The sequence below is a fragment of the Paenimyroides ummariense genome (genome assembly GCF_900115115.1).
Classification (GTDB): domain Bacteria; phylum Bacteroidota; class Bacteroidia; order Flavobacteriales; family Flavobacteriaceae; genus Flavobacterium; species Flavobacterium ummariense.
This window is the reverse complement of the sequence record NZ_FOVI01000023.1, coordinates 14,607-36,508: the sequence shown is the minus strand read 5'-3', so window position 1 is coordinate 36,508 and position 21,902 is coordinate 14,607. Positions and strand designations below refer to the sequence as shown.

Here is a 21,902-nt window from a genome sequence, read left to right as displayed (position 1 = left end):
ATGAAGACGGTTATTGCAGAAAAACCAAGTGTGGCAAGGGAGATTGCTGCACTTTTAGGAGCCGTTGATAAAAGCGACGGTTACTATTCGGGGAACGGCTATTTTGTAACCTGGGCTTTCGGTCATCTGATCGCTTTGGGGATGCCTTCGGATTACGGAATCTCAGGATTTGGAGTGGAGTATTTGCCAATTATACCAAATCCGTTTGTCCTCACTGTTCGGAAAATTAAACTGGAAGGTAAATACATAGACGATAAGAATGCGGTAAGGCAGTTGAAAGTTATAGAACGGCTGTTTAAAAATAGTACGGAAATAATCATTGCAACGGACGCAGGTAGGGAAGGAGAGCTTATTTTTAGATATATTTATGAATATCTCGGTATTGAAAAGCCTTTGAAACGTTTGTGGATCAGTTCGCTTACAGAAAAAGCAATATGCACTGGTTTTGAAAACCTGAAAGAGGGAAGTGAATTTGAAGGACTTTATCATGCGGCTAGGGCACGTAGCAGAGCGGATTGGTTGGTCGGTATCAATGCTTCACAGGCATTGAACGTAGCTGCCGGTCAAGGTATCTACTCTCTTGGCAGGGTTCAGACTCCGACCTTGGCAATGATCTGCAGACGGTTTTTAGAAAATAAGGCATTTGTGGTAAAACCTTATTTTCAGATTGAATTGCAGCACAATAAACAGTTTGTTTCGTTCACTAGCAGATCTAAAAACAGATGGGAAACCAGACGGGAAGCGCAGCAGGTGTGGAACTCAATTGAAAGAAACGGTTCCGCTGAAGTAGTGTCTGTTGATACAAAAACTGTTACCGAACAACCGCCGCTGCTGTTTGACCTTACGGGCTTACAGAAGGAAGCAAATAAATTGCTGAACCTGTCTGCTGATGAAACCTTGAAAATAGCGCAATTGCTCTATGAGAAACAGTTCATTACCTATCCGCGAACAGGAAGCCGCTACATACCGGAGGATGTTTGGGCTGATATTCCAAAATTGATTAACGGACTTAAAGTTCGTGAGAAATATCATTGCGCAGAATTGGTTTTAAAATCGGGTGGATTGAATAAGCGGATTTTAAATGACTTAAGGGTAACAGACCATCATGGATTGCTGGTAACGGAAAAGGTGCCCTCTTCGTTATCAGCAAAGGAAAGTGCGATTTACGATCTTATTGCTTTCAGGTTATTGGAAGCTGTTTCCGAAGTATGTATAAAAAATGTTACAACTGCAGAGCTTCAGGTGCTGCATCATGATTTTTACATTAAAGGTTCATCCGTGGTTGAACCGGGATGGCGTGCTGTTAAAGGAGACTTCAATAATAAGGATTCTAGTTTAGATGTAGAAATAAATTCAGTAATAGTGGAGCTGCCTGAATTGAAGGCAGGGGACATCCTTAAAATTAAATCCGGAACTATTTTAGAAAAGCAGACAAGACCACCATCACTTTTTACAGAAGCCTCTTTATTGGGTGCCATGGAGCAGGCTGGTAATGATATTGAGGATAAAGATGCTCGAGGCGTGTTAAAAGGCATCGGTATTGGAACTCCGGCAACAAGGGCGGCCATTATTGAAACACTTTTTAATCGCGAATATATTGTTCGCAATAAAAAATCATTGGTTCCTACAGATAAGGGATTACAGGTTTATGAGCTGGTTAAGGATTTTAATATTGCCGATGTTGCTATGACGGCTCAATGGGAATTGGCATTGAGAAACATAGAATTGGGTAATTTAGATGCCGCATTGTTTCAGAAAGATTTGGAAGAATATTCTACAGTTATTACTAAAGAATTACTTCAATCGGAGTTGAATAAACAACCTGATATTTTGTGTCCTAGGTGTAAAGAAAATTATTTATCAGTTAAGGAAAAATTTGTTAAATGTAAAGGTGAAAATTGTGGTTGGATTCAGTTCCGGATGATCTGTGGCATACAGTTAAGTTTGTGCGAAATTGAGAAATTAGTTAATTACGGAAGAACGGATTTAATTAAGGGAATGAAAAGTAAATCAGGTAAAAATTTTGATGCTTTTATTGTTTTGGATGAAGACGGGAAAAGTAGTTTTGAGTTTAAGGTGAAAGATAAATAGTACCTTTTAAGATGTTCAGATGGAATGAATTAAAAAATACAAAAACCGTCTTCCAAATGATGACGGTTTTTGTAATTATCAGCACTAAAATTTAAAAGAAGGGTGTTATATGGAGAACCCTTTTGGTCATTTGGTGTACAGTAAAACCAACGGTGGCAAATTCATATTGTGTCTAAATAGCATCTAGTACGCACCTGTACACTTTAAGTGACGCGATTATATATATTAACTATTAATTTAATTAAAATTCAAGATAATTAAATTATTTCAATTCTTAACTTTGTAAAAAAAAAGAAAGATTTGATATGTTTACCGAAGAAGAAAAGAAATTTATCCAGACAGAATTATTAGGCAAAATATCTGAGAATATTGCTAATTACAAATCCTACGATGATTTATGTTCTGATGATAAATTACGTATGGAAATTCTCAGAAAAATCAATCCCGGAGGATTTGAATTGTTGAAGAACAAAGTTGAAGGGATGATTCATCAAAAGAGTTAATTGCATTGCTTTAGCTATCATATTTATCTTATAAAAGCTCCCATTAGAGCTTTTGTTTTTTTTATTTGCCTGCGGTAATAACGGACGAATTTATTTTACAGTTTTGTACTTTTAGTATTTTTTTGCACTATCCGTTATTCAACTATTTCAGTAGAAAATGCTTCAAAGAGAAATATCTAAACTTGCTGCTCTTCGTTTAAAGAAAAAGCATCGAGAAAATTAAAACTTCTATTTCTCGATGCTCTGAATTAACATAACTTATAATATTAATCATCAATATTTTAAATACAAACCATAAACATTGATTAGTTACCAAAGCTCAAATCAGGATTATTATTTTTTGCTGATGAATCGTGGAAACTTTCTCCAGATGGAAGTATTAACAGCAAATCGCGATGCGAATTGATAATTTCATCTATTTCTCCATACCCATCATTATCCGAAGTAGTATTTTGATAAAAAAGTTCAATTTCTGTTAGTGAAAATCCTTCATCGTAGCGCGGCAATTTTTCTTGAGGCAAAGAAATGCTGCTGTTGACATGTAAAACTTCTACTTGCGTATTAAAGTGCTGTATAAAGAGATTTGCATTTTCACGTATTGATCTATAGTCAGCCCTCGTTATATCAACTGCTATAAAAATGTTTTTAAGCTGCTTGAATTTAGCATTTGATGGTATGATTAACACTGGTAATTTTACAGAATTTATTAAACGATATGTATTATCGCGAAAAAATTGACTAAAAAATTTATCTTCTACTCCCATAACTATTAAATCTGCACAAAAATTGTGACAGCATATCAACATCTGTTCGTGAAAATCACCCGCTGCTATGTATGGAATTACTTCAACTTCAAATATTTCCTTCAGAGAACTACAAAGCTCGGAAATCTGATCTTTTTGATCGGGCGATATAGTATTAATATTATTACTTTTAAGTGTCGCATTAAGTACATCATTATAAGATATATCGTGATAAAATAGTACAACTTTATAGTCCTTCTCACTTATAGCATTTAATGTACAAATCATTGCATTATCTGCAACATTGGAAAAATCTGTGGTAATTATGATTGTTTTCATATTTAACTATTTTCTGTGGGTTACTAAAGTTGGAAACACCGCATTGCTGTACAATGCGTGTTTCCTTATTAAATACGTTTTTAGATTACAATGCGAAGGCATATCCTGCCGATATTATAATACCTGTATTTTTAATTTCTGTGGATTTACTTAAACTGTTCAACCCGAGCACATATCTGCCGTCAACTATGACTTTACCGGGTCCTAGCGGTATAGCCACACCTGCACCCATATGAATGCTGAACTCTACACGGTTTAATTTTCCCGCGTAGTTTGGAATTTTGGAATCTTTATCTATTAGAAATCCCACCGCAGGTCCTGCGTTTACATATCCGACACCGTATGAATACTTTGCCAGCACCGGCGCTTCCAGATAGTTTAGATTAATTTCACTGCTGTGGTTTAAATATTTAAATTTCGTCCCTTTACCTACGAAGTTTATTTCCGGCTGAATAGAAAAGTTTTTAATACCTGTTGGGATATTTACTCCCAGACCGCCCTGGAAATTTAGTTTATTTTTCTCACCGTTAAAGTGTTCTATTTTTTGGTTGGACAGATTAATACCTGCTTTGGGAATCAGCTCAATACTTTGTGCTTTAACCGTTAAGGTTGTTATAACTAACAATAGTCCTGTAAAAATCAGTTTTTTCATTTCAATAAATTTTAATAATTATTATGTTACAAAAGTATATCGCTATCGATCGCAGGTTGGGTGAAAGATTACTGAAAGGGATAAAATAACTACTGAAGCGATTACGTTTAGTTACTGAAGCACACATTTAGATCATCGTTTTGTATCGTTCTCTATAAGATTTATTGTCAGTTTTAATATAGTAAAAATAGGGTATAATACTTCTGCAAATCAGTATTTTCGCTTCAGTAACGATTTTATACGCTTCAGTTAGATTTAAGCTCTTTTCCTTCGAATATCTGTAGTTATTTGTATTCAAATATCATAATTATTGACCTGAGATTACACATTACAGGCTACTTTACAAATAGTAACATGTTCAAAAAGATAATGCAGGATATTACAGCTGTCTGCCTAATGGAAGAAATGTGGAAATTTTGATTTTCCGTAATATGTTTAAGCGTTTTGGTTAATAATTGCGATTTTTAATAAACATAAATGTTCAGTTTTATGAGTACTTTAAAATTCTTTAAGCAAAAAATCCTTTATACTTCCATATATATGATGGAAGGTACAGCACTACTTTTAATGTCAGTTTGGACTTTTTTCGGTCCTATGCTGGATCTGACCTTTCCTATGCACAAAATCACGGCTCTGCTTATATTGGTTATTAGTTATCTGGATTTTTTCTTCACTTTTAAAAATAAGCAGAATACCAGCCTCTTCGATTTACTTATAAACTTTTCAATATTAAATTTAATTGTTGGCGTACTTCTAATGACTACCAACAATTTAGTGATTGAAACATATCTTCTGATTGTATCTTGCACTTTTTTGTTTACACAAAACCTGGCAACAATTAAATACTTTCAGGGCTATGGAAAGATCAACTGGCGTAGCGCGATTTTTTTGTGCTATTTGTGCTTAACCATGATTCTGATACTTTTTTTGCGCTTGGAACCGGACAACATAGCAAATCCTTATTTAGGCTTACTCTTTTTTATTGCTTTTCTCTTTAAGTTTGGTTTGTTCTTTAAGATGAGGAAGCTTAATACTTTTCCTGAAAAAGTGAGCTTTAACGTGTACAGTAAAATTGAAATGATAGAAAAAGAATATTCAGAAGCATTATCTAAAAATTGGGATGCAGATAGGGATCTTTACATGTAGGTGATAAAAAAAATTATACAATTTCTCTTACTAAACTTAAAATAAAGTAAGGTAATGTACTGGAAATTTATAGAGTTGTAATAATAAAACGCTCGATTACATAGAGGAATTTTTTCACGGGGAATCAATATTGATAAGATTTGCGGGTGAAGGATTATTTTCTATCGCGTCTCATAGTATATAAATCATGTAATTTGTACGGTTTTAGAGATCATTGCGAGAACTTAACAGGAAAGTTAAATCTTTGGACATTGGGATAAGGGATCTAAAGACGGATCTATTAAATATAAAATGTAGGATAAATAGATTTATCAGTTTATAAAATGAATAACATTATAGCAAAAACTAAAAATTATGTGATTTGGTTACTTTCCGAAAAACTTTCACATAAGCTGCACTTTCATAGCCTGCATAGGACCTTTGACGTGGTTTCATCAGTTAAGGAAATTGCAGAATACTGTGAATTAAATAATGTTGAAACTGAAATACTGATAGTAGCAGCATGGTTTCAGGATACGGGCTATATTAAGAAATATTTGGATCATGAGGAAGAAAGCAAAAAAATTGCAGCTGAATTTCTAAAAAAAATGGATTGCAATGATGAGTTCATACAAGCTGTGCGTACGTGTATTGGAGCTACCAAAAAAAGTTCAGTTCCTGTAAATATGTTCGAAATGATTCTACGCGATGCCGATATGTGCTTCCTTAGCAGTTGTAACTTTCGCAAGTATCTAACTTTACTCCGTTACGAAGAAGGGGAGTACCTAGGTCAAAGTTATTCAGATCAAGAGTGGAGATTAAAAAAAATTCAGTTGTTAGAAAATCATATTTATTACACAGGATACGGCGTGAAAGCACTTAATAAGTTAAAAATCAATAATTTGAAATCTATAAATTTATCTCAAGATTGAATTTTCGAAAAAGTGCCTTGATATTATTGGCTTTTTGCCGATACTGTAAAATTAAATTCAAAATTTGTTTTAACTTTACAGTTTCTTGGTACATATAAAATAGGTTAAAGCTATTTTCTTACTATAATTTTCAAGAAAAATAAGTCTGTTGCTTCCCTGTTCAAACCCTTCCTTTATATAGAATTTATATTGCGGACCTGAATCTGTGAACAGGAATATATTTTTTTCTTTTTGGTCTTCCTGAAACTTGTTAAGCAGTGCAGTGCCGATACCCGTACCTTGCATCAAGGGTTCAATCGCCAGCAAGTTAAGTTCCCCTTCTGTTTTATAATTCTTTTTTAGCTCTGATAGCATTAACTTCCTGTTATTATGGTACACGCTTAATCCCTCTGCATTCAATAGTCTTACAGTCAATTTCAACAGGACAGTATATATCTTTCTCAGCTTTGAATTGTATTGCTTTGGTTTGTTGTCAATTGTTGCAAGCAAAAAGCCAGCTAACTGCTTATCTAAATAGGCGGCATAAGTATGTGTAGTTTTCGATATTTCACCGTTGATATAATATCTACTATAAATATAGAACTCCAATTTATTTCTGGAAAACTTTGTAAAAATATTTTCCTTACCGATAAAATCCTTGATTTTACCCAAATTTTTATAACTTAATTTTTCTATACGGATGTCCATACGTTTTACTTGATTATTTTGATTTTTTGAGTATTTCCTTGCAATTAGATTTACGAAAAATAAGATCAACCTTTTGACTGTTAGGTAAATGATTTCCTAAGGTCTACGTAACTAATTCTTTATACGGACTACGATGGTGATTGAAGCCCTTTCTTAATCTGTTTTTAGATTCATTTTCCTTTGGTTTATTTTGGTTTGTTAAAAGATGATACCTCCCGGGGGAGGTATCTCTGACAACAACAATCAGCTTGACTTCCTGTTTATCCGGAAGTCATTTATGTTCAACTCTTATTTATCGGTTCCTCCACCCAGAGCTTTGTATAGTTCAACGATATTGTTGAGCTTTTCCATGTTCAGATTTATAAGTTCAAGATCATTTTGAAGTTTGCTGTTTTGCGCAGTAATAACTTCAAGGTACGATGCCGTTCCGTTCTGATAAAGGAGCGTTGCATCTGCCGTCGCTTTTTTAAGCGAGGTTGACTGCTCTTGAGTCAGAACAAGTCGCTTATCCACACCTTCTAATCGGCCGAGTGCATCAGAAACTTCGCTCACAGCCGTCATTACGGTTTGTCTAAATTGTATGGATGCTTTTTCTTGCTCCAGCAATGATGAACGATAAGCTGTTTTCAGTTGACCTTGCTGGAAGATTGGCTGGGCCAGATTTGCAGCAAGGTTTTTAGTTAACGAGCCAGGAAGGTCGAACCACGTATTGAACTTGAAAGAGTTCGTACCTGCTTGGGCTGTCAGGCTGAAGGAAGGATACATGGCAGCTTTTGCCAGTCCTGCCTGCGCATTAAAAGATATTAGGTTATATTCTGCAGCCTGCACATCGGGTCTTCGGCTAAGTAAAGAAGCAGGGACCCCGCTGACAAAAAGGTCGTCGGGAACGATCTGATCCATTCCGACCTTTCTTTCAATTGCAGTTGGATATTCGCCACAAAGAATACTTAAAGCGTTTTCCTGTATTAAAATATTTTGTTCAGCCAAAGGTATGATCAGTTCTGCAGTCTTTTTCTGTGCAGTTGCTTGCTCAATACCTAAAGAGGTTACAAGTCCTGATTCATATTGCAATGAGATCATTTGAAGTGTTCTTTCGCTCAGTGCTGCATTCTCCTTTGCAATCTCCAGTTGTTGATCCAAATTTATTAAATTAAAATACGCAGAGGCTACCTCAGTGATCAGCCTGGTTTTTAAGGCTTGATAATTATACTTTTGAGCAAAAAATTCTGCTTTGGCCTTTTGCTGCTGCATCCTTGCTTTACCCCATATGTCTGCTTCCCAAGACAGCGAAAGACCGGCGTTGAAATCGTCTATGTATTTGGTTCCGGTGAACTGTTCCGCTAAAGATCCGTTTAAGCTGTTTTTTGAAGGGTAGCTCCTGTTAACGCCTAAAGAGGAATCAAGGGTAGGCAGCAATGAAAGCTTTGCCTGCTTATACTGCAGCTCCATCTGTTCAATAGTTTTCAATGCAATAGTTACGTCGGCATTCTTCTCAAGTGCTTTATCTATAAGGTGCACCAGCTTGGGATCTTTAAAGAAATCTTTCCATGGAAGAAGAATTGTGTCTGCTGTCACATTAACTTCGGTACGATATTTTGCAGGCATCTCGAGTTCGGGTCTTGCATATGGCTTTCTAACGGCACATGCGGAAAAAAAAGCTGCAAGAAAGGTGGCTATTATTAAATTGCTTAATATGTTACTCTTCATTTTCGTTAGTTTTTAGTTCATGTGAAACTTCTTTATTACCTGAAAGCTTTTCCTGAAGGTATTGAAACAGTATGTACAGTATAGGTATTGCGAAAACTCCCAAAACTACACCTGTGAACATGCCTGTTGCTGTACTTACACTTATCGACTGGTTACCTGCGGCAGTCCCTCCTGTAGAGATCATAAGGGGAATCATACCTGCAATGAAAGCTAATGAGGTCATGATAATAGGTCTCAATCTGGATTTTGAAGCTTCAATCGCCGAATCAACAATAGTTAGCCCCGCTTTTCGTCGCTGAACCGCAAATTCAACGATAAGTATAGCATTTTTGGCGAGCAGACCTATAAGCATAATCATTCCGACCTGAACGTAGACGTTATTGTCAAAACCTATAAGTTTAGTTCCTATAAAGGCTCCAAGAAGACCGGTAGGAATAGAAAGTAGTACTGCTAGTGGAAGCAGGTAACTTTCATATTGTGCAGCTAAAAGTAAGTAGACGAAAAGTACGCACAAACTTAGAATTATGGCTGTTTGATTTCCGGCCGATTGTTCTTCAAGACTTAATCCTGACCACTCGTAACTGAAGTCAGATGGCAGATCGCTAAGTACATATTCCAAGCCTTCCATTAGCTGGCCGTTACTCACTCCCGGTTGCGGTGTCACGTTGATGGTTAAAGAATTAAATAAATTATGTCTGTTGACAACCTCAGGTCCATAAACTTTTTTTAGTTGGACTAATGTGCTGACAGGTACCATTTCACCTCCTGAATTTTTAACAAAAATATCTTTGAATGCCTGTTCGTCCATCCTAAATACTCCGTCAGCTTTAACGCTAACTCTGTAGAATTTTCCGAAACGGGTAAAATTCTGCGATTGATCACCAGCGAAATAGGTTTGGATCGTATTTAACAGTCCCGAAACGCTCACACCCATCGTCTTTGCCTTATCTTCATCAACTTCAAGCTCCAACTGGGGATAATCGGCGCGAAATGTCGTGTAAGCCGTTTCCACACCAGGAATTCCCATCATCTTGTAAATAAGTGAGTCCGCCTGTTGTGTAAGGATCTCCGGACTGCGTGACAACCTGTCCTGCAGCACTATTTCAGCACCATTACTAACTCCGTAACCTTCAACCGGTGGCATTCGGAATGTAAAGACCATACCTTCTTTGATCTCTGAAAGTTTAGCATCAACAAGTTTTGTTATTTCATTAATATCTTTAACATCACCGCGCTGGTCTCTCGGTTTTAATTTGACGAAACCGGTTCCGTATGCAGAACTCGCACTGTTGCTAAGCATATTGAATCCTGTTATCGATGTATTTTCCTCTATAGCTTCTATTTCACTAAGAGCCTTGTTAATCTTCGCTGCAGCCTCCGTTGTTGGTGTAAGTCCGGTTCCGGGCGGCATTGTCAGAGAGTACATAAAGAAACCGTCATCTTCCATCGGTATAAAGCTTTTCGGAGTGCTGAAAAGCATCCACCCCGCCGCTAAAAATGTTGTAAGAATGAACATCGCAGCCAGCCATTTTTTCTTAATTAAAAGCTTAACCCCTCTGATATATCTGTTTGTAAAATTGTTGAAACCTGCGTTAAAAGCGGTAGCGAAACGTTTTGTAAATGATTTCTTTTCAGTTCCATCCGCATGAGACCCATGTGTGTTTTTAAGGAAAAGGGCACAGAGCGCCGGCGTCAGTGTCAAAGCATTTACTGCAGAAATAAGGATAGCTATTGCCAGGGTATAGGCGAACTGCTTATAAAACATTCCTGCAGAGCCTGTCATGAAGCCTATCGGTATAAATACTGCAGACATTACAAGGGTAATTGATATTACCGCACCGGTAATCTCACCCATGGCGCTATGGGTAGCTTCCTTCGCAGTCAGATCGGTGCCTTCCATCTTACTGTGGACAGCTTCCACGACGACAATCGCATCATCCACGACGATACCTATGGCCAGTACGAGTGCGAATAGTGTGAGGATGTTTATGGTGAATCCCAGGATCATAAGAAAGAAGAATGTCCCCACAATTGCTACCGGAACTGCAATAGCTGGGATAATCGTAGATCTAAGGTCTTGAAGAAATATGAATACAACTATAAAAACAAGGATAAATGCTTCGATCAACGTGCTTTTCACCTGACCAGTAGCTTCATCAAGCCTATCTTTCGTACTCATAAGCTTGTAATATTTGATTCCTGAAGGAAATGACTTTGACAAGGATTCAATCTGTTCGTTAACACCGATCTCTATATCATTGGCATTTGAACCCGAAGTCTGCATGATCGCAATCGTTACGGCCTTTCTTCCACTAGATAAGTTGTCACCGCTGTAGCTGATCGAACCTAACTCGACGCGCGCAACATCTTTCAGACGAATAATGTTTGCACCTTCACCTTTGATGACGATATTTTCAAAATCCTCCGGCTGATTTTTTTTACCCTTATAACGTATAATGTATTCAAGTGATGCTTTAGATTCTTCTCCGAGCTTTCCCGGTGCTGATTCCAAACTTTGATCTGCGATGGCGTTATTTACATCTGCCGGTTCCAGTCCGTAAGTAGCCATCTTTTTAGGATCAAGCCAGACGCGCATAGAGTAGTCTTTCGCACCGAAAACCATCGCCTGACCAACTCCAGGGACACGCTTTATAGAAGGTATAAGGTTTATATTTGCATAATTCTGAAGGAACTTCTCATCATACTGCCCCTTTTCAGCATACAGGTTGAAGATCATAATCATGCTGTTTTGCTGCTTTGACGTGGTTAATCCCATCCGTATAACTTCTTCTGGCAACACTGGGGTTGCCTGCTGCACACGGTTTTGTACGTTAACGGCTGCCTGGTCAGGATCCGTACCTTGCTTGAATATTACAGATACGGAAAAGGATCCGTCGTTACTGGCTGTTGATTTTATGTACTGCATATTTTCAACACCATTTATCTGCTCCTCCAACGGTGTAACAACAGAACGTATTACGGACTCGCTGTTACCCCCGGGGTAAGATCCGGAAACCATAACAGTTGGAGGGGCGATATCTGGAAATCTTGTAACCGGAAGGTTCATAAGACCCATTACACCCAATATGACGATGATAAGTGATATTACAGTGGCCGTTACAGGCCTGTCTATTATTTTTTTAAGCATAATACAAAGCTTTAGATTTTAATTAATTTAGAAGAGAATCCGCAGAAACTACTTTCGGCGAGATGGGAACGCCCATCTGAAGCATATCCAAACGGTTAACTGCAATTTTATCACCTTGCTTCACGCCCGATTTTACGAAGTATACGTTATGGGTCCCACCGGCAATTTCGATCGGAACCATTTCTACATTCGTACTGTCTCCCAACTTGTATACAAAATATAGATCCTGTATGTCCTTTACTGCAACTTTCGGTATTTTTACCACTCCGTCGACCGTGTTGTTAATTACTACTTTTGCGGTACCCCCGGAACGCAGTAATTTTTTTGGATTCTCAAATACCGCCTTCATAACCATGCTGCCGGTAGCCCGGTCAATGTTACCGCTGGCAAACTCTATGTAGCCTTTATGCTCATAAGTTGTTCCGTCAGCTAATTTAAGTGACGCCGCTGTCCTGCCTTCTTTATTATTGACCGTTTTGCTGTAACTTAAGAAATCTGCCTCACTCATCGAAAAATAGACGAAGACCTGATCAATCTCAGATAACATTGTTAGTGGAGTTGCATCGGAAGGTGAAACTAAATTTCCTACACGACTTGGAATACGGCCAATGTAACCGCTTACAGGTGCCTTAATAATTGTAAAATCAGCATTAAGTTCTGATGACAGTAATGCAGCCCTTGCTTCCTCTACCTGTGCAGTAGCAGCCTGATATGCCGACTCGGCAGTTTTCAACTGCATTTCAGTCACTACTTTTCCGGCTACCAGAGGTTTTATCTTGTCAACTTCAATTTTTGCGGAAGCCTGATTAGCAAGCGCTGCCTTTAAAGAAGCGCGGGTGCTACCCACTTGTGCGTTAAAAACTTCTGGGCGAATTTTAAACAATGGCTGACCTTTTCGTACATAGTCGCCCTCTTGAACTAAAACTTCTTGAAGATAACCTGTTACTTGCGGTTTTATTTCAACATTGACAGAGCCTTCTATCGATCCGGGATAACTTAATTCACTCTCACCGCTTGTAGAGCGCAGTTGAATAAAGTCTGTTTCCACGGGTGCTGTTTGGGGTGCACCATCTGTTTTTCCTTCTCCATTTCCTGTTCCACAAGATGAAAAGAATACTGCGGTAAAAAGCAGTAAAGCATAATAATTAAATCTGGTATTCATTAGTTTACATTTTTATGTCTGATTTTAATGCAAAGAAAGAAAGGATTACAGATAATTATTTCCAAAGAATTACCGAAGCGTACAAACGTATAGCTGAAGAGTCAATTTTAGTAACTGAAAGGAAGCTTGTAGTTTTAATTTTTTTGTGCGTTGTTGTAATATAATTTGTTTAGGGTGCCTTGTACAAGCGTTTTCTTAATATGTAGTTTAAATGAGCTTACCACAAATAACTTAAAGTGTGTACGCAATTATCGGATGGTGCTATGGATTTTGTTTAAAATAGTTGAGAAAGAGTTAGAATTACTTTTCAGTTGGTATATAAGGTGTTTTGGTTGTTAGTATTCACGTTTGGGGTTAATTGTGAAACTTTTGTGACCACGAAGGGGCTACATTTGAAGATTAAATAATTCATAATTAAAATACAGATGCGAAAAATTATGACAACCCTTACGGTAGCAATGTTCTTCGGAGCATTCACTCTAAATGCTCAAAGTCTCCAGATCATTCCTAAAGCGGGTAACAGTTTGAGCAAAATAAATATAAAAGGTTATGATGGAGAAAAATTTAAAGGGGGATTTCAGGGTGGAGTTGCGCTCAATATAGCAGTTGGAACCAGTCGCTTTTCAGTACAACCTGAAATAAATTTTACAAATAAAGGAATGGCATACTACATAGTAGACGGGATAACTACGGAAGAATTCAACATCAATTACCTGGAACTTCCTGTTCTTTTGAAATTTAATCTGGGTCTGGCATACATCAATGCGGGACCATCAATTGCACTGAAGCTGGGTAACCAAAAATATCCTGTAGCTGAATTCGGAAGTTTGAAGAAAATAGATTTTGGAATGCAGTTTGGAGGCGGGCTCGCTATTCCTGTCGGCATGGGTAAATTTATAGTGGACGTGCGCTACTACCACGGATTAATGAATATTTCCGAATTCGAAGGCGCGGAAATCAAAACCCGCGGAATAATTACAACGGTAGGCTATGCTGTGCCGCTTGGCAGATAAAGATATACTTGTATTAAAATCCCTGTTCTAGTTGAGCAGGGATTTTTTAAATTGTTACAAAAGAAATCTTCATCTTATTGCGTAATGAAAATTTTTTGTGGTTACCTTAAAAAATAGTTACTTAATACCCAAGCCAGTTTTTAAAAATAGGTGCTTTTTCCCTGCTGATTAAAATTTCTGTCTCTGGAAACTTTTTAATGACTACCTTGAGCTTTGAATTAAAGTAATTGTGGACCTTATCTATCCAGTCGATATGTATGATAAACTGCCTGTTAGCCCTGAAGTATATTTTGGGATCAAGTTCCTGCTCTAATTCGTCCAAGGTTTTTGGAACAATATGCTCAATACCGCTTCCAAGTCTTGCGTACGTTACCCTTGATACGGAATAAAACAAGATGATATCGCTGACAAGCAGGGTTTTAAATCCGTCACGGAAAGGTATAAGGAATCGGCTCCTGTATTGCTTTGGGCGATAATCATTAAGCAATTTTTCAATCGATTGGGCACTTGTAACTTCACTTACGTACTGCAATTTACTGAAGGAAACCTCCAATTCTTCAGCTTCGATCGGTTTTAGCAGATAATCAATGCTGTTCTGTTTAAATGCATTTATCGCATAACTGTCATATGCTGTTGTAAAAATAATCGGAATGTCTACCTTAACATTTTCAAAAATTTCAAAACTTATTCCGTCGGACAGGTGGATATCCATCATAATTACATCTAACACCGGTTTGTCTTTTAAGTACGATACGCTATCAGCTACAGAATCTAACACAGCAACAATATTGGCCTGCGGAAGAATTCCTAATATAAGCCTTGTAAGCCTGTCAGCGTTTGGTTTTTCGTCTTCAATTATTAATATTTCCATACTCTAATTTACTAAAGGTACAACAACTTTAAATATCCCGTCCTGCGCATCAACTGTAGGTAATCGATCCTGCAGAAGCCTGTATCGTGAAATAATATTTTTAAGCCCTATACCGGATGAAGGTACTTGTGTCCCTACGGGGTTTAAATTATTCTCAACAATTATTTCTTGATTAGCACTAGATCTGACAGATATTTTTAGCGGATTGCTTTTGATGGTTTTATTATGTTTTAATGCGTTTTCCACCAGCATCTGCAATGTCAGGGGAGGAAGTTTTAAGGCACCATGTGAAGGATATATATTTACGTAAAATATAACGCCTTCTCCAATTCTCTGCTCTAGCAGGTAAATATATGATCTCAGAAACTTTATCTCCTCATCCAGTGAAATGAAGTCCCTGCTGGCATGCACCAGGAGATATCTGTAAATCTTCGCAAAATTTTCCGCGTACAAATGACCTGTATTTTGATCTTTAAGTATGAGCTCGGAAAGTACGCTCAGGTTGTTGAAAACAAAATGTGGATCTATCTGAAGTCTAAGAGCATGCAGTTCGGCCTCAGTTGCACTTTGCCTCAATTCTGCAGCGTCAATGGCAGCATTCTTCCAGCTTTCTAGCAGATAATTACCGGTATTCAGTGCAATTATCGCAAAAGCTATCAGGAAACTTACCAATATCCATTGCATTATATCTACTTTTTCTTCTATCGTTATCTGTGTGTTCGTAATACCCATTTCATCACTGCTGTCGGGAAAAATATGCACGATGCTGGCCATAACCAGGAAAAATAGCACTGCAACAAAATTCAGACTGCTTTCCACAAAAAAACGTTTGATAGGTTTTTCTGTCCATTTGATTCTTTTGTTTAGCTTATGACCTAAAAAAAGACTAAATTCGGAAACGCAGAAACAGAAAACAAAAGACGACAACCACTCCAAAAAGATATCCGGTACCGATCTCTGAAAGTATGTTTTCCAATATTCTGCATACGGGTTCATCATGTAGGAAACTAGGTACAGTAATACTAAAGCTACAGTAACGATGATTATTCGCTGCTGTCTGGTGGATAAAAATGTTTCTCCGCTTTTTTGCATTTGTTTGAATACTTTAAGTAAGTCTTGGTTTCCTTTCATTTCCGCAACATTCACGTTATTTGCTAAAATTAAGGATATATTATTAGATTTTCTATAATTCAGTAGTGAATCAGTGTTTTATTTCTTGATTTTCTAAATTCATAAGAGCAGGTATAAAGAAAGATACACCTCCAATTAGTACCACCAACAGACCTAAGGCCATAAATATTTCGTTGATACCTAACCAACCTGAAAGATTTCCAGTCAAGAGCAGTCCTAATACGGATGGCAACACTATGATACTGTAATATATAGAGTACACCCTTCCCAAAGCATGCTCATCTACATGTTCTTGAAGTAGTGTGTTAAATAAAGAACTTTCAATTGAGTATGTTATTCCGCATATACCCATGAAAATTACGAATACGGCAAAGTAGGATCCGGATAGTAATCCTGCCCCAAACAGTAAAATTCCCGCACTGAGATTACAAAGGTTGATACCTACTATTTTATTTTTTCTTGGCTTAAAAACAGTAACCATAAGGCTGCCCAGTAACATCCCAACCCCCCAAACAATCTCAACCAGACTAATTTCATACTTTCCGCCAGCAAAATGTTCCAATGTCATAAGGGGCAGTAAAGGTCCGATAGGAATCATGAAGAATGCGGCACCTAAAGATACTGCGAATAATGACGATAGCCCTTTGATCTTTTTAACAGCAGTAATTCCAATACGAAAATCACTTACGAATGATTTAATAGCTCCTGATTTATCATCATTTTCTTGTAGTACCCGATCCCTTTGAGGGATCTTAACAAAAAGTAAAGCTGTAATTGCAATCACGGCGCCGGCGACATCAAAAAGAAGTACATATTCAATTTTAAAACTTCCAATAAGCAATGCTCCCAATGCAGGGCTGGCAATCACGGTAATTGACTGAAGAAGTTGGTTTATACCTGCAATACGTACCAATTTATCCCTAGGTGCCAAAACAGGTATTGTTGCCTGCATAGCCGGCATATGGAAAGCAGAGCCTGCAGAGCGCAATCCCAGTGCGCAGTAAATCAGAATCAGATTAGGATCGCCAAGGAATAGGGCACCAGCCAGCAACAGCGTAAATGCTGAAACAACCAGATCCGAGATGATCATCGTTTTTTTCTTGTTCCAACGGTCAACATATACACCTGCAATAAAACCGAGTACAGCCTGCGGAAGTAGTCCGGCAATCGCCGCGTAGGCAAGAACTTCTGCGGATCTGGTTTCTAGGCTCAGCCAGATTATCACTGCAAAATTAACAGCGGAGCTGCTTATTAAAGAGATTAACTGCCCGCTCCAAATTAGCGTAAAATTATGTATCCAATTTCTTTCCATCAGTAATATATTCTAGCATTCTTTTTTTAAGGATACTAACATTTTACAAAAGAAGAAATAAAAGAAGGTCATTTACTATCGTACATACCCCAACTGCAGAAAATGAATACTGAAACGGTATTTAAACTGACTGAAATTTTTTGTTCATTTGCGATTGAAGATTTCAATTCTTTTCTGGGAATTTCACTTTGGTTTTATTTAGACAATGGCTGATTTTTCAAAAAGTTTATAATGTACTTGATTTAAGAACTTTTAATGTTAATTCCTACAAACAGAAAATTGCAAGTATTGGCAACACTTTGTTTAAAAACAGATAAAATGAACGATATCTGTAAATAAATAAAAAGAATCAAATTAAGAAACTGAAGAGTAGTAGCTTTGTTAGTTTATCCAGTTCTGTAATAAAATATTAAATATTAACTCATCAAAGTTCCAACCGATTCTCCTCGCTGCCAAAGCTGTCAAGCTATCCTGCTCTTTCCGATGCGGACGATTTCCTCCCGTCATATTAGGCTTCATATTCAGGTCAAATAGGAAATAATTACCTTCTTTATCTGCACGGCAATCAATCCTGATAGGTGCTCTTGCACCTACCATTTCCGCTGCAACTTCACAATTTGAACATAACTTCAATATGTTTTCGTCTGATAATCGCTTATCAGAAATCACTTTACTATTCTTCATTACAGCGACGGTTCCGCTATAAGGTGCAATTCCATTTTCATGATTAAACCTTACAACGGGAGGTAACGTCCAATATAAGTTTTTCGTAGTACATATATTATTTAGTATATATTGCCCCGGCGGCATAACGGTTACTGTCAATTCTTCACCGGTCAAAAATTCCTCTGCATAGACCGCATCTCCAAAGTCATTTGCTTCAAACTTTTTCCGTGCTGCACTCTTGAGGTCTTCTTTAGAACTGACAAAGGAAACACCCTGACTTCCTCTACCACGGATCGGCTTTATGACGGCAGGAAAATTTAGGTTAAAGTCATCCATCTCGATACGTCCTTTTGTTATGATAGTGGATTTTGGAACGGGCAGGTGGTACCTTTTAAGAAATTCGTTTGCCGCCACTTTATCGTCATATATTTCTACGAACTTGGGATTCTGTCCCACAACTGCAATACCTTTAGAAATAAATTCCTCAATCGGATGCCCTTCATATAGTACTGTATTGAGCCACAGAACGGTTGCACCCCCGTTCAGCGCGTTTTGAATTCCCTCTGCAGTATCGCGAAAAACCCACTCAAAATCATTGTCTGCCGAAGGTTGATTTGTCGGGGTTACAACTTTTATTTCTTGGTTAGTAAGTGAGTAGGCAATATCTGCACCGCTATCGGCATATCCACCTGTTTTCATGGGTTTGATTATTCCGTTTCGCTCTGGAGCTGCTCCCGCCTGATATAATATTGCTACCTTTTCGCTAAATTTCATTTTAATAATTCTTTGCAATACGTACTTAAATATACGTAAATTTTATAAGTGTAAAGTTTTGTTATACTTTAAAGCATGGCTTTTTTGTGGTAAAAATAAACGATCACCGACTGGAAAACAATTTCGATAACCATTGTAAATATTTTTTACAGTTTGCAGATTCGTAAAAATAAACAGTGAATTTGTTGTTTTCGGCGCTGCAATACTTGGTTTTGCCATTGTCGTTGCTTTAAACTTTAAAGCTTTAAACAGTTAATTATTGTTCCCCGGTCAAAAAACCCATCTTTTTTTAATTTGTGTAGTGAAATGTATCTACGCACAACTAATACCTAATTGCTCCAGTCTTTTCGGATAATAATTTCTATGATAAATAATGTAAAATCCTATTACCATAAACAACGGACCGCTCAACAAAAAACCGTAGTTCCATAAAACTTGCTGTTGTGAAAGTTCATGTACATTATGAAATTCAAGAATATGGTGATGAAGCAGTCCTTCCACAAAGTTAAAAAAAACCATCCTGCAAAAAATCTGCCCCAAACAAGCTTTGGAGAAGAGCTTACGTTATGCATTCTCATTAAGCGAATTAGTGACATTATGCCAATTATAACTGAAGTTAGTGTAAGCAGATGGAAAATACCGCCCTAGAACATATTTACCGATTTTCCAATCACCTTGTCAGCCGGTAGTTTGTTGGTAAACATGCTATGCCACTACAAAAGCTGTTGCATAAGTACACTATCGATAAATCCACCGATACCTATCCCTAAGATTAGCGCTGTAATCGAAAGTGGTACCGGGTTCGGTACATATTTTTGCATTACTGTTCGTCGGTTTTTACGATATTTCTTCAACGAAAAATAACTCACCATCGCGACGATAACGCTAGAATTAAAAATCCGGATATCATTTTAACCAGGTTTGGCAGAAGTTCATTATTGTATAATGTGTTCTATAGCTCTGTATTACACGAAATGCAATCTGAAGTGGTAAAAAGTAAGGTTTTCATAATTTTAATTTGTTCATTAAATATTAAATTCCGGTAAGCTCTTTTAAAAACAATTCCAAAGCTTCGCCTGGTTCCATATCGTTGTAACTTATTGTTGTAATTCCCCAGTTGGCTAAAATTTCTTCTTGGACCTCCATATTCTTTGATAAAGTATATATTTCACTTTCTATATTTTTTAATAAGTCTAAAGCATTTGAAGATTCTTTCTTTAATCTGGTAGATATCTTTGTTTCAAGTATACTCATTTCTTTTCCAATAGTAGCTTGTTCCGTCAATGCGTATTCCTCTGTTTGTCTTATTGATTGGTGTCCCAGCATTTCTTTTACAACGTGCATAGGTACTCCATTGTTTAAAGTAACAGTACTACCAAAAGTTCGCCTTGCTTTGTGTGTAGTAAGTAGGTCATCAATACCACATAATGTTGCAATCTCCTTTAAGTATTCGTTCATCTTTTGGTTGGATTTGACGGGAAGCAATACATTGTTTTTTTTACAAAAAGAATGTTCTTTATATTTTTCAAGAATTTCGATTGCTTTTGCAAGTAGGGGAATAGTAGTGGATGAACCTGTTTTCTGTCTGTTGGAAATTATCCACTGTTTGCCATCTATTCCTGTTCTGATTTCTTCCTTATTCAATTGCTTAACGTCTATGTATGCTAATCCTGTATAACATTGAAAAATAAATATATCACGGACTTCATTCAATCTTTCAGAATCGAACACTTTGTTCTCTAATGTATACAATTCTTGGGAACTTAAAGGTGTTTTCCTAACTGCAGTTTTTTTGTTTTTAAATGATTTAAAAGGGTCAGATGCTATAATCTCTTTTGAAATCGCTCTGAAAATAATCTTTTTGAAATTTGCTATATACTTTACGGTACTGTTGTTCTGACAATTTCTGACTGTACGTAAAAAAAAGTCATAATCTTGAATGAACTCATGGTTTAGTTGTCTGAACTCTAAATCGTCTACTTTATACTTGAGTTTTATAAACTGTTCAACATGGGATCTGGCTGTTACATATCGTTCGTGAGTACCCTTACTGTATTCTCCTTTAGAAACTAAGGCGAAGATCTCGTCATTGTGCTTTTGAAACTCCTCCAATACTTTAGTATTTCCTTCAGTATTCCCTAAAACAAAATCTATAAGGTTTTGAGAAGTTATGGGAGTATTTCTATTGATGAGCTGAATTTTATAATTTTCAATCTTTCTTTTAATTGACTCTAAAAAGAAATTTAAAGACTTAGCATCTTCTTTTGTTCCGGTAGCTTTTTCGATTTTCTGATTCCAACGGGCTGCGTCCCATTTCCTTTTGGTAGATGCTTCTTTTTTTATTCCGTCAACGGTAATCCTTAAGTATATATACCTTAAATCGGATCCTTTATGATGAGTTTTTAGGAAAAAATTTAACCCGTAGCTTGCTTCTAACATATATGAAAATTTAAATATTGATAAATATCGAATTACAATACTTTAAATTCAAGTCGTTAAAATTATTTACATGTTGAAAATCAGTTGTTTAAGTGGTGTTTTGTGGCAATATTTTTTTACAGTAAAAATTGCCACGATTTTGCCACAGAATTTTGGGCGTTTTTATAAATTTTGGTGATTCTCATGGTCATAAAAAAACCTGCACATCTTAAACGATTGCAGGTTTTATAGGCCTTTTAGCACAAATCAATAATAATACTGATTATATTTGGCGGAGAAAGAGGTATTTGAACTCACTCCTTTAGTATTATATATTGTAAGGGTTTTGAAGTTTTTAAATTAAGATTGCCACGAACTTGCCACAAAATAATTTATACTTTAAAATCCGAAATATCATTTATATTTTTGCATACGGAATAGATTTGAAAATTTCTATTTAATGTCTGCAAAATATTTTAGAACTTATAATTAAGATATTGTATTTTAATTCTTAATTAATTACTTTTTGTTGAACCTTTAGAGCTTATGCTTTTGTTATTTTCAACGGTGCAAATATAGGAGGCTTTTTAAAACCAACCAAGCTTTTAGAACGTTTTTTTTGAAAAAA

At 36.8% G+C, this 21,902-nt stretch carries 18 protein-coding genes; 5 read left to right on the top strand and 13 right to left on the bottom strand.

What is annotated here, in order from left to right:
* Together BM253_RS13750 and BM253_RS13745 are read left to right on the top strand one after the other, a co-directional pair.
* Complete coding sequence (locus BM253_RS13750; protein ID WP_091525447.1) at nucleotides 1-2,091, top strand: type IA DNA topoisomerase; 2,091 nt, start codon at nucleotides 1-3, stop codon at nucleotides 2,089-2,091.
* 305 nt (nucleotides 2,092-2,396) lie between these two features.
* Nucleotides 2,397-2,594: a hypothetical protein gene (locus BM253_RS13745; protein WP_091525445.1), complete on the top strand. Its 198-nt coding sequence runs from the start codon at nucleotides 2,397-2,399 to the stop codon at nucleotides 2,592-2,594.
* 305 nt (nucleotides 2,595-2,899) lie between these two features.
* Here the strand turns inward: BM253_RS13745 and BM253_RS13740 are convergent, their stop codons facing one another.
* Both BM253_RS13740 and BM253_RS13735 read right to left on the bottom strand, forming a co-directional pair.
* On the bottom strand, nucleotides 2,900-3,676 hold the full coding sequence (locus tag BM253_RS13740) for a hypothetical protein (RefSeq protein WP_091525443.1): 777 nt from the start codon (nucleotides 3,674-3,676) through the stop codon (nucleotides 2,900-2,902).
* A gap of 85 nt (nucleotides 3,677-3,761) precedes the next feature.
* Complete coding sequence (locus BM253_RS13735) at nucleotides 3,762-4,328, bottom strand: porin family protein (protein ID WP_091525441.1); 567 nt, start codon at nucleotides 4,326-4,328, stop codon at nucleotides 3,762-3,764.
* A gap of 489 nt (nucleotides 4,329-4,817) precedes the next feature.
* Between BM253_RS13735 and BM253_RS13730 the strand changes: the two genes are divergently transcribed.
* Both BM253_RS13730 and BM253_RS13725 read left to right on the top strand, forming a co-directional pair.
* A complete protein-coding gene (locus BM253_RS13730) occupies nucleotides 4,818-5,474 on the top strand; it encodes a hypothetical protein (RefSeq protein WP_143095666.1) in 657 nt (218 codons plus the stop codon).
* Nucleotides 5,475-5,797: 323 nt separating this feature from the next.
* Complete coding sequence (locus BM253_RS13725; RefSeq protein WP_091525437.1) at nucleotides 5,798-6,385, top strand: HD domain-containing protein; 588 nt, start codon at nucleotides 5,798-5,800, stop codon at nucleotides 6,383-6,385.
* Between the two features lie 75 nt (nucleotides 6,386-6,460).
* Here BM253_RS13725 and BM253_RS13720 read toward each other — a convergent pair whose 3' ends face one another.
* The 4 genes from BM253_RS13720 to BM253_RS13705 form a co-directional block, all read right to left on the bottom strand.
* Entirely contained in the window at nucleotides 6,461-7,072 is a 612-nt protein-coding gene (locus BM253_RS13720) for a GNAT family N-acetyltransferase (protein WP_143095665.1), read from the bottom strand.
* A gap of 288 nt (nucleotides 7,073-7,360) precedes the next feature.
* Nucleotides 7,361-8,779 (bottom strand): efflux transporter outer membrane subunit, encoded by a 1,419-nt coding sequence (locus BM253_RS13715; RefSeq protein WP_091525433.1) that lies wholly within the window; start codon nucleotides 8,777-8,779, stop codon nucleotides 7,361-7,363.
* Nucleotides 8,769-11,927, bottom strand: coding sequence for an efflux RND transporter permease subunit (locus BM253_RS13710; protein WP_091525430.1), 3,159 nt, complete (start codon nucleotides 11,925-11,927; stop codon nucleotides 8,769-8,771). The genes BM253_RS13715 and BM253_RS13710 overlap by 11 nt, the downstream gene beginning before the upstream one ends.
* 22 nt (nucleotides 11,928-11,949) lie before the next feature.
* Nucleotides 11,950-13,089 carry an efflux RND transporter periplasmic adaptor subunit gene (locus BM253_RS13705; RefSeq protein ID WP_091525428.1) on the bottom strand — a complete coding sequence of 380 codons (1,140 nt, stop codon included), beginning with the start codon at nucleotides 13,087-13,089 and terminating at the stop codon, nucleotides 11,950-11,952.
* Between the two features lie 437 nt (nucleotides 13,090-13,526).
* On the opposite strand from BM253_RS13705, the gene BM253_RS13700 reads away from it, so the two are divergent.
* A complete protein-coding gene (locus tag BM253_RS13700) occupies nucleotides 13,527-14,102 on the top strand; it encodes a porin family protein (protein ID WP_177205795.1) in 576 nt (191 codons plus the stop codon).
* Between the two features lie 121 nt (nucleotides 14,103-14,223).
* Here BM253_RS13700 and BM253_RS13695 read toward each other — a convergent pair whose 3' ends face one another.
* The 7 genes from BM253_RS13695 to BM253_RS13670 all read right to left on the bottom strand — a co-directional run bounded on the left by BM253_RS13695 (nucleotide 14,224) and on the right by BM253_RS13670 (nucleotide 21,295).
* On the bottom strand, nucleotides 14,224-14,973 hold the full coding sequence (locus BM253_RS13695) for a LytR/AlgR family response regulator transcription factor (protein ID WP_091525425.1): 750 nt from the start codon (nucleotides 14,971-14,973) through the stop codon (nucleotides 14,224-14,226).
* A 3-nt stretch (nucleotides 14,974-14,976) separates the two neighbouring features.
* Nucleotides 14,977-16,104 carry a sensor histidine kinase gene (locus tag BM253_RS13690; protein WP_091525423.1) on the bottom strand — a complete coding sequence of 376 codons (1,128 nt, stop codon included), beginning with the start codon at nucleotides 16,102-16,104 and terminating at the stop codon, nucleotides 14,977-14,979.
* A gap of 70 nt (nucleotides 16,105-16,174) precedes the next feature.
* Complete coding sequence (locus BM253_RS13685) at nucleotides 16,175-17,416, bottom strand: MFS transporter (protein ID WP_091525421.1); 1,242 nt, start codon at nucleotides 17,414-17,416, stop codon at nucleotides 16,175-16,177.
* Between the two features lie 381 nt (nucleotides 17,417-17,797).
* Nucleotides 17,798-18,856 (bottom strand): ATP-grasp domain-containing protein, encoded by a 1,059-nt coding sequence (locus BM253_RS13680; protein WP_091525419.1) that lies wholly within the window; start codon nucleotides 18,854-18,856, stop codon nucleotides 17,798-17,800.
* A gap of 42 nt (nucleotides 18,857-18,898) precedes the next feature.
* Nucleotides 18,899-19,075, bottom strand: a complete 177-nt coding sequence (locus tag BM253_RS17370) for a hypothetical protein (protein WP_177205794.1) — start codon at nucleotides 19,073-19,075, stop codon at nucleotides 18,899-18,901.
* A 93-nt stretch (nucleotides 19,076-19,168) separates the two neighbouring features.
* Complete coding sequence (locus BM253_RS17710; RefSeq protein ID WP_397334432.1) at nucleotides 19,169-19,396, bottom strand: DUF2243 domain-containing protein; 228 nt, start codon at nucleotides 19,394-19,396, stop codon at nucleotides 19,169-19,171.
* 492 nt (nucleotides 19,397-19,888) lie between these two features.
* Nucleotides 19,889-21,295, bottom strand: a complete 1,407-nt coding sequence (locus BM253_RS13670) for a site-specific integrase (protein ID WP_091525415.1) — start codon at nucleotides 21,293-21,295, stop codon at nucleotides 19,889-19,891.
* Nucleotides 21,296-21,902 lie beyond the last annotated feature (607 nt).

Bases quoted from the DNA above. Each gene is read 5' to 3' on its own strand.
- BM253_RS13735 (WP_091525441.1), bottom strand. From the start codon at position 4,328: ATGAAAAAACTGATTTTTACAGGACTATTGTTAGTTATAACAACCTTA.
- BM253_RS13730 (WP_143095666.1), top strand. From the start codon at position 4,818: ATGAGTACTTTAAAATTCTTTAAGCAAAAAATCCTTTATACTTCCATA.
- BM253_RS13690 (WP_091525423.1), bottom strand. From the start codon at position 16,104: ATGAAAGGAAACCAAGACTTACTTAAAGTATTCAAACAAATGCAAAAA.
- BM253_RS13705 (WP_091525428.1), bottom strand. From the start codon at position 13,089: ATGAATACCAGATTTAATTATTATGCTTTACTGCTTTTTACCGCAGTA.
- BM253_RS13720 (WP_143095665.1), bottom strand. From the start codon at position 7,072: ATGGACATCCGTATAGAAAAATTAAGTTATAAAAATTTGGGTAAAATC.
- BM253_RS13680 (WP_091525419.1), bottom strand. From the start codon at position 18,856: ATGAAATTTAGCGAAAAGGTAGCAATATTATATCAGGCGGGAGCAGCT.
- BM253_RS17370 (WP_177205794.1), bottom strand. From the start codon at position 19,075: ATGGCAAAACCAAGTATTGCAGCGCCGAAAACAACAAATTCACTGTTT.
- BM253_RS13710 (WP_091525430.1), bottom strand. From the start codon at position 11,927: ATGCTTAAAAAAATAATAGACAGGCCTGTAACGGCCACTGTAATATCA.
- BM253_RS13695 (WP_091525425.1), bottom strand. From the start codon at position 14,973: ATGGAAATATTAATAATTGAAGACGAAAAACCAAACGCTGACAGGCTT.
- BM253_RS13685 (WP_091525421.1), bottom strand. From the start codon at position 17,416: ATGGAAAGAAATTGGATACATAATTTTACGCTAATTTGGAGCGGGCAG.
- BM253_RS13725 (WP_091525437.1), top strand. From the start codon at position 5,798: ATGAATAACATTATAGCAAAAACTAAAAATTATGTGATTTGGTTACTT.
- BM253_RS13670 (WP_091525415.1), bottom strand. From the start codon at position 21,295: ATGTTAGAAGCAAGCTACGGGTTAAATTTTTTCCTAAAAACTCATCAT.
- BM253_RS13750 (WP_091525447.1), top strand. From the start codon at position 1: ATGAAGACGGTTATTGCAGAAAAACCAAGTGTGGCAAGGGAGATTGCT.
- BM253_RS13740 (WP_091525443.1), bottom strand. From the start codon at position 3,676: ATGAAAACAATCATAATTACCACAGATTTTTCCAATGTTGCAGATAAT.
- BM253_RS13700 (WP_177205795.1), top strand. From the start codon at position 13,527: ATGACAACCCTTACGGTAGCAATGTTCTTCGGAGCATTCACTCTAAAT.
- BM253_RS13745 (WP_091525445.1), top strand. From the start codon at position 2,397: ATGTTTACCGAAGAAGAAAAGAAATTTATCCAGACAGAATTATTAGGC.
- BM253_RS13715 (WP_091525433.1), bottom strand. From the start codon at position 8,779: ATGAAGAGTAACATATTAAGCAATTTAATAATAGCCACCTTTCTTGCA.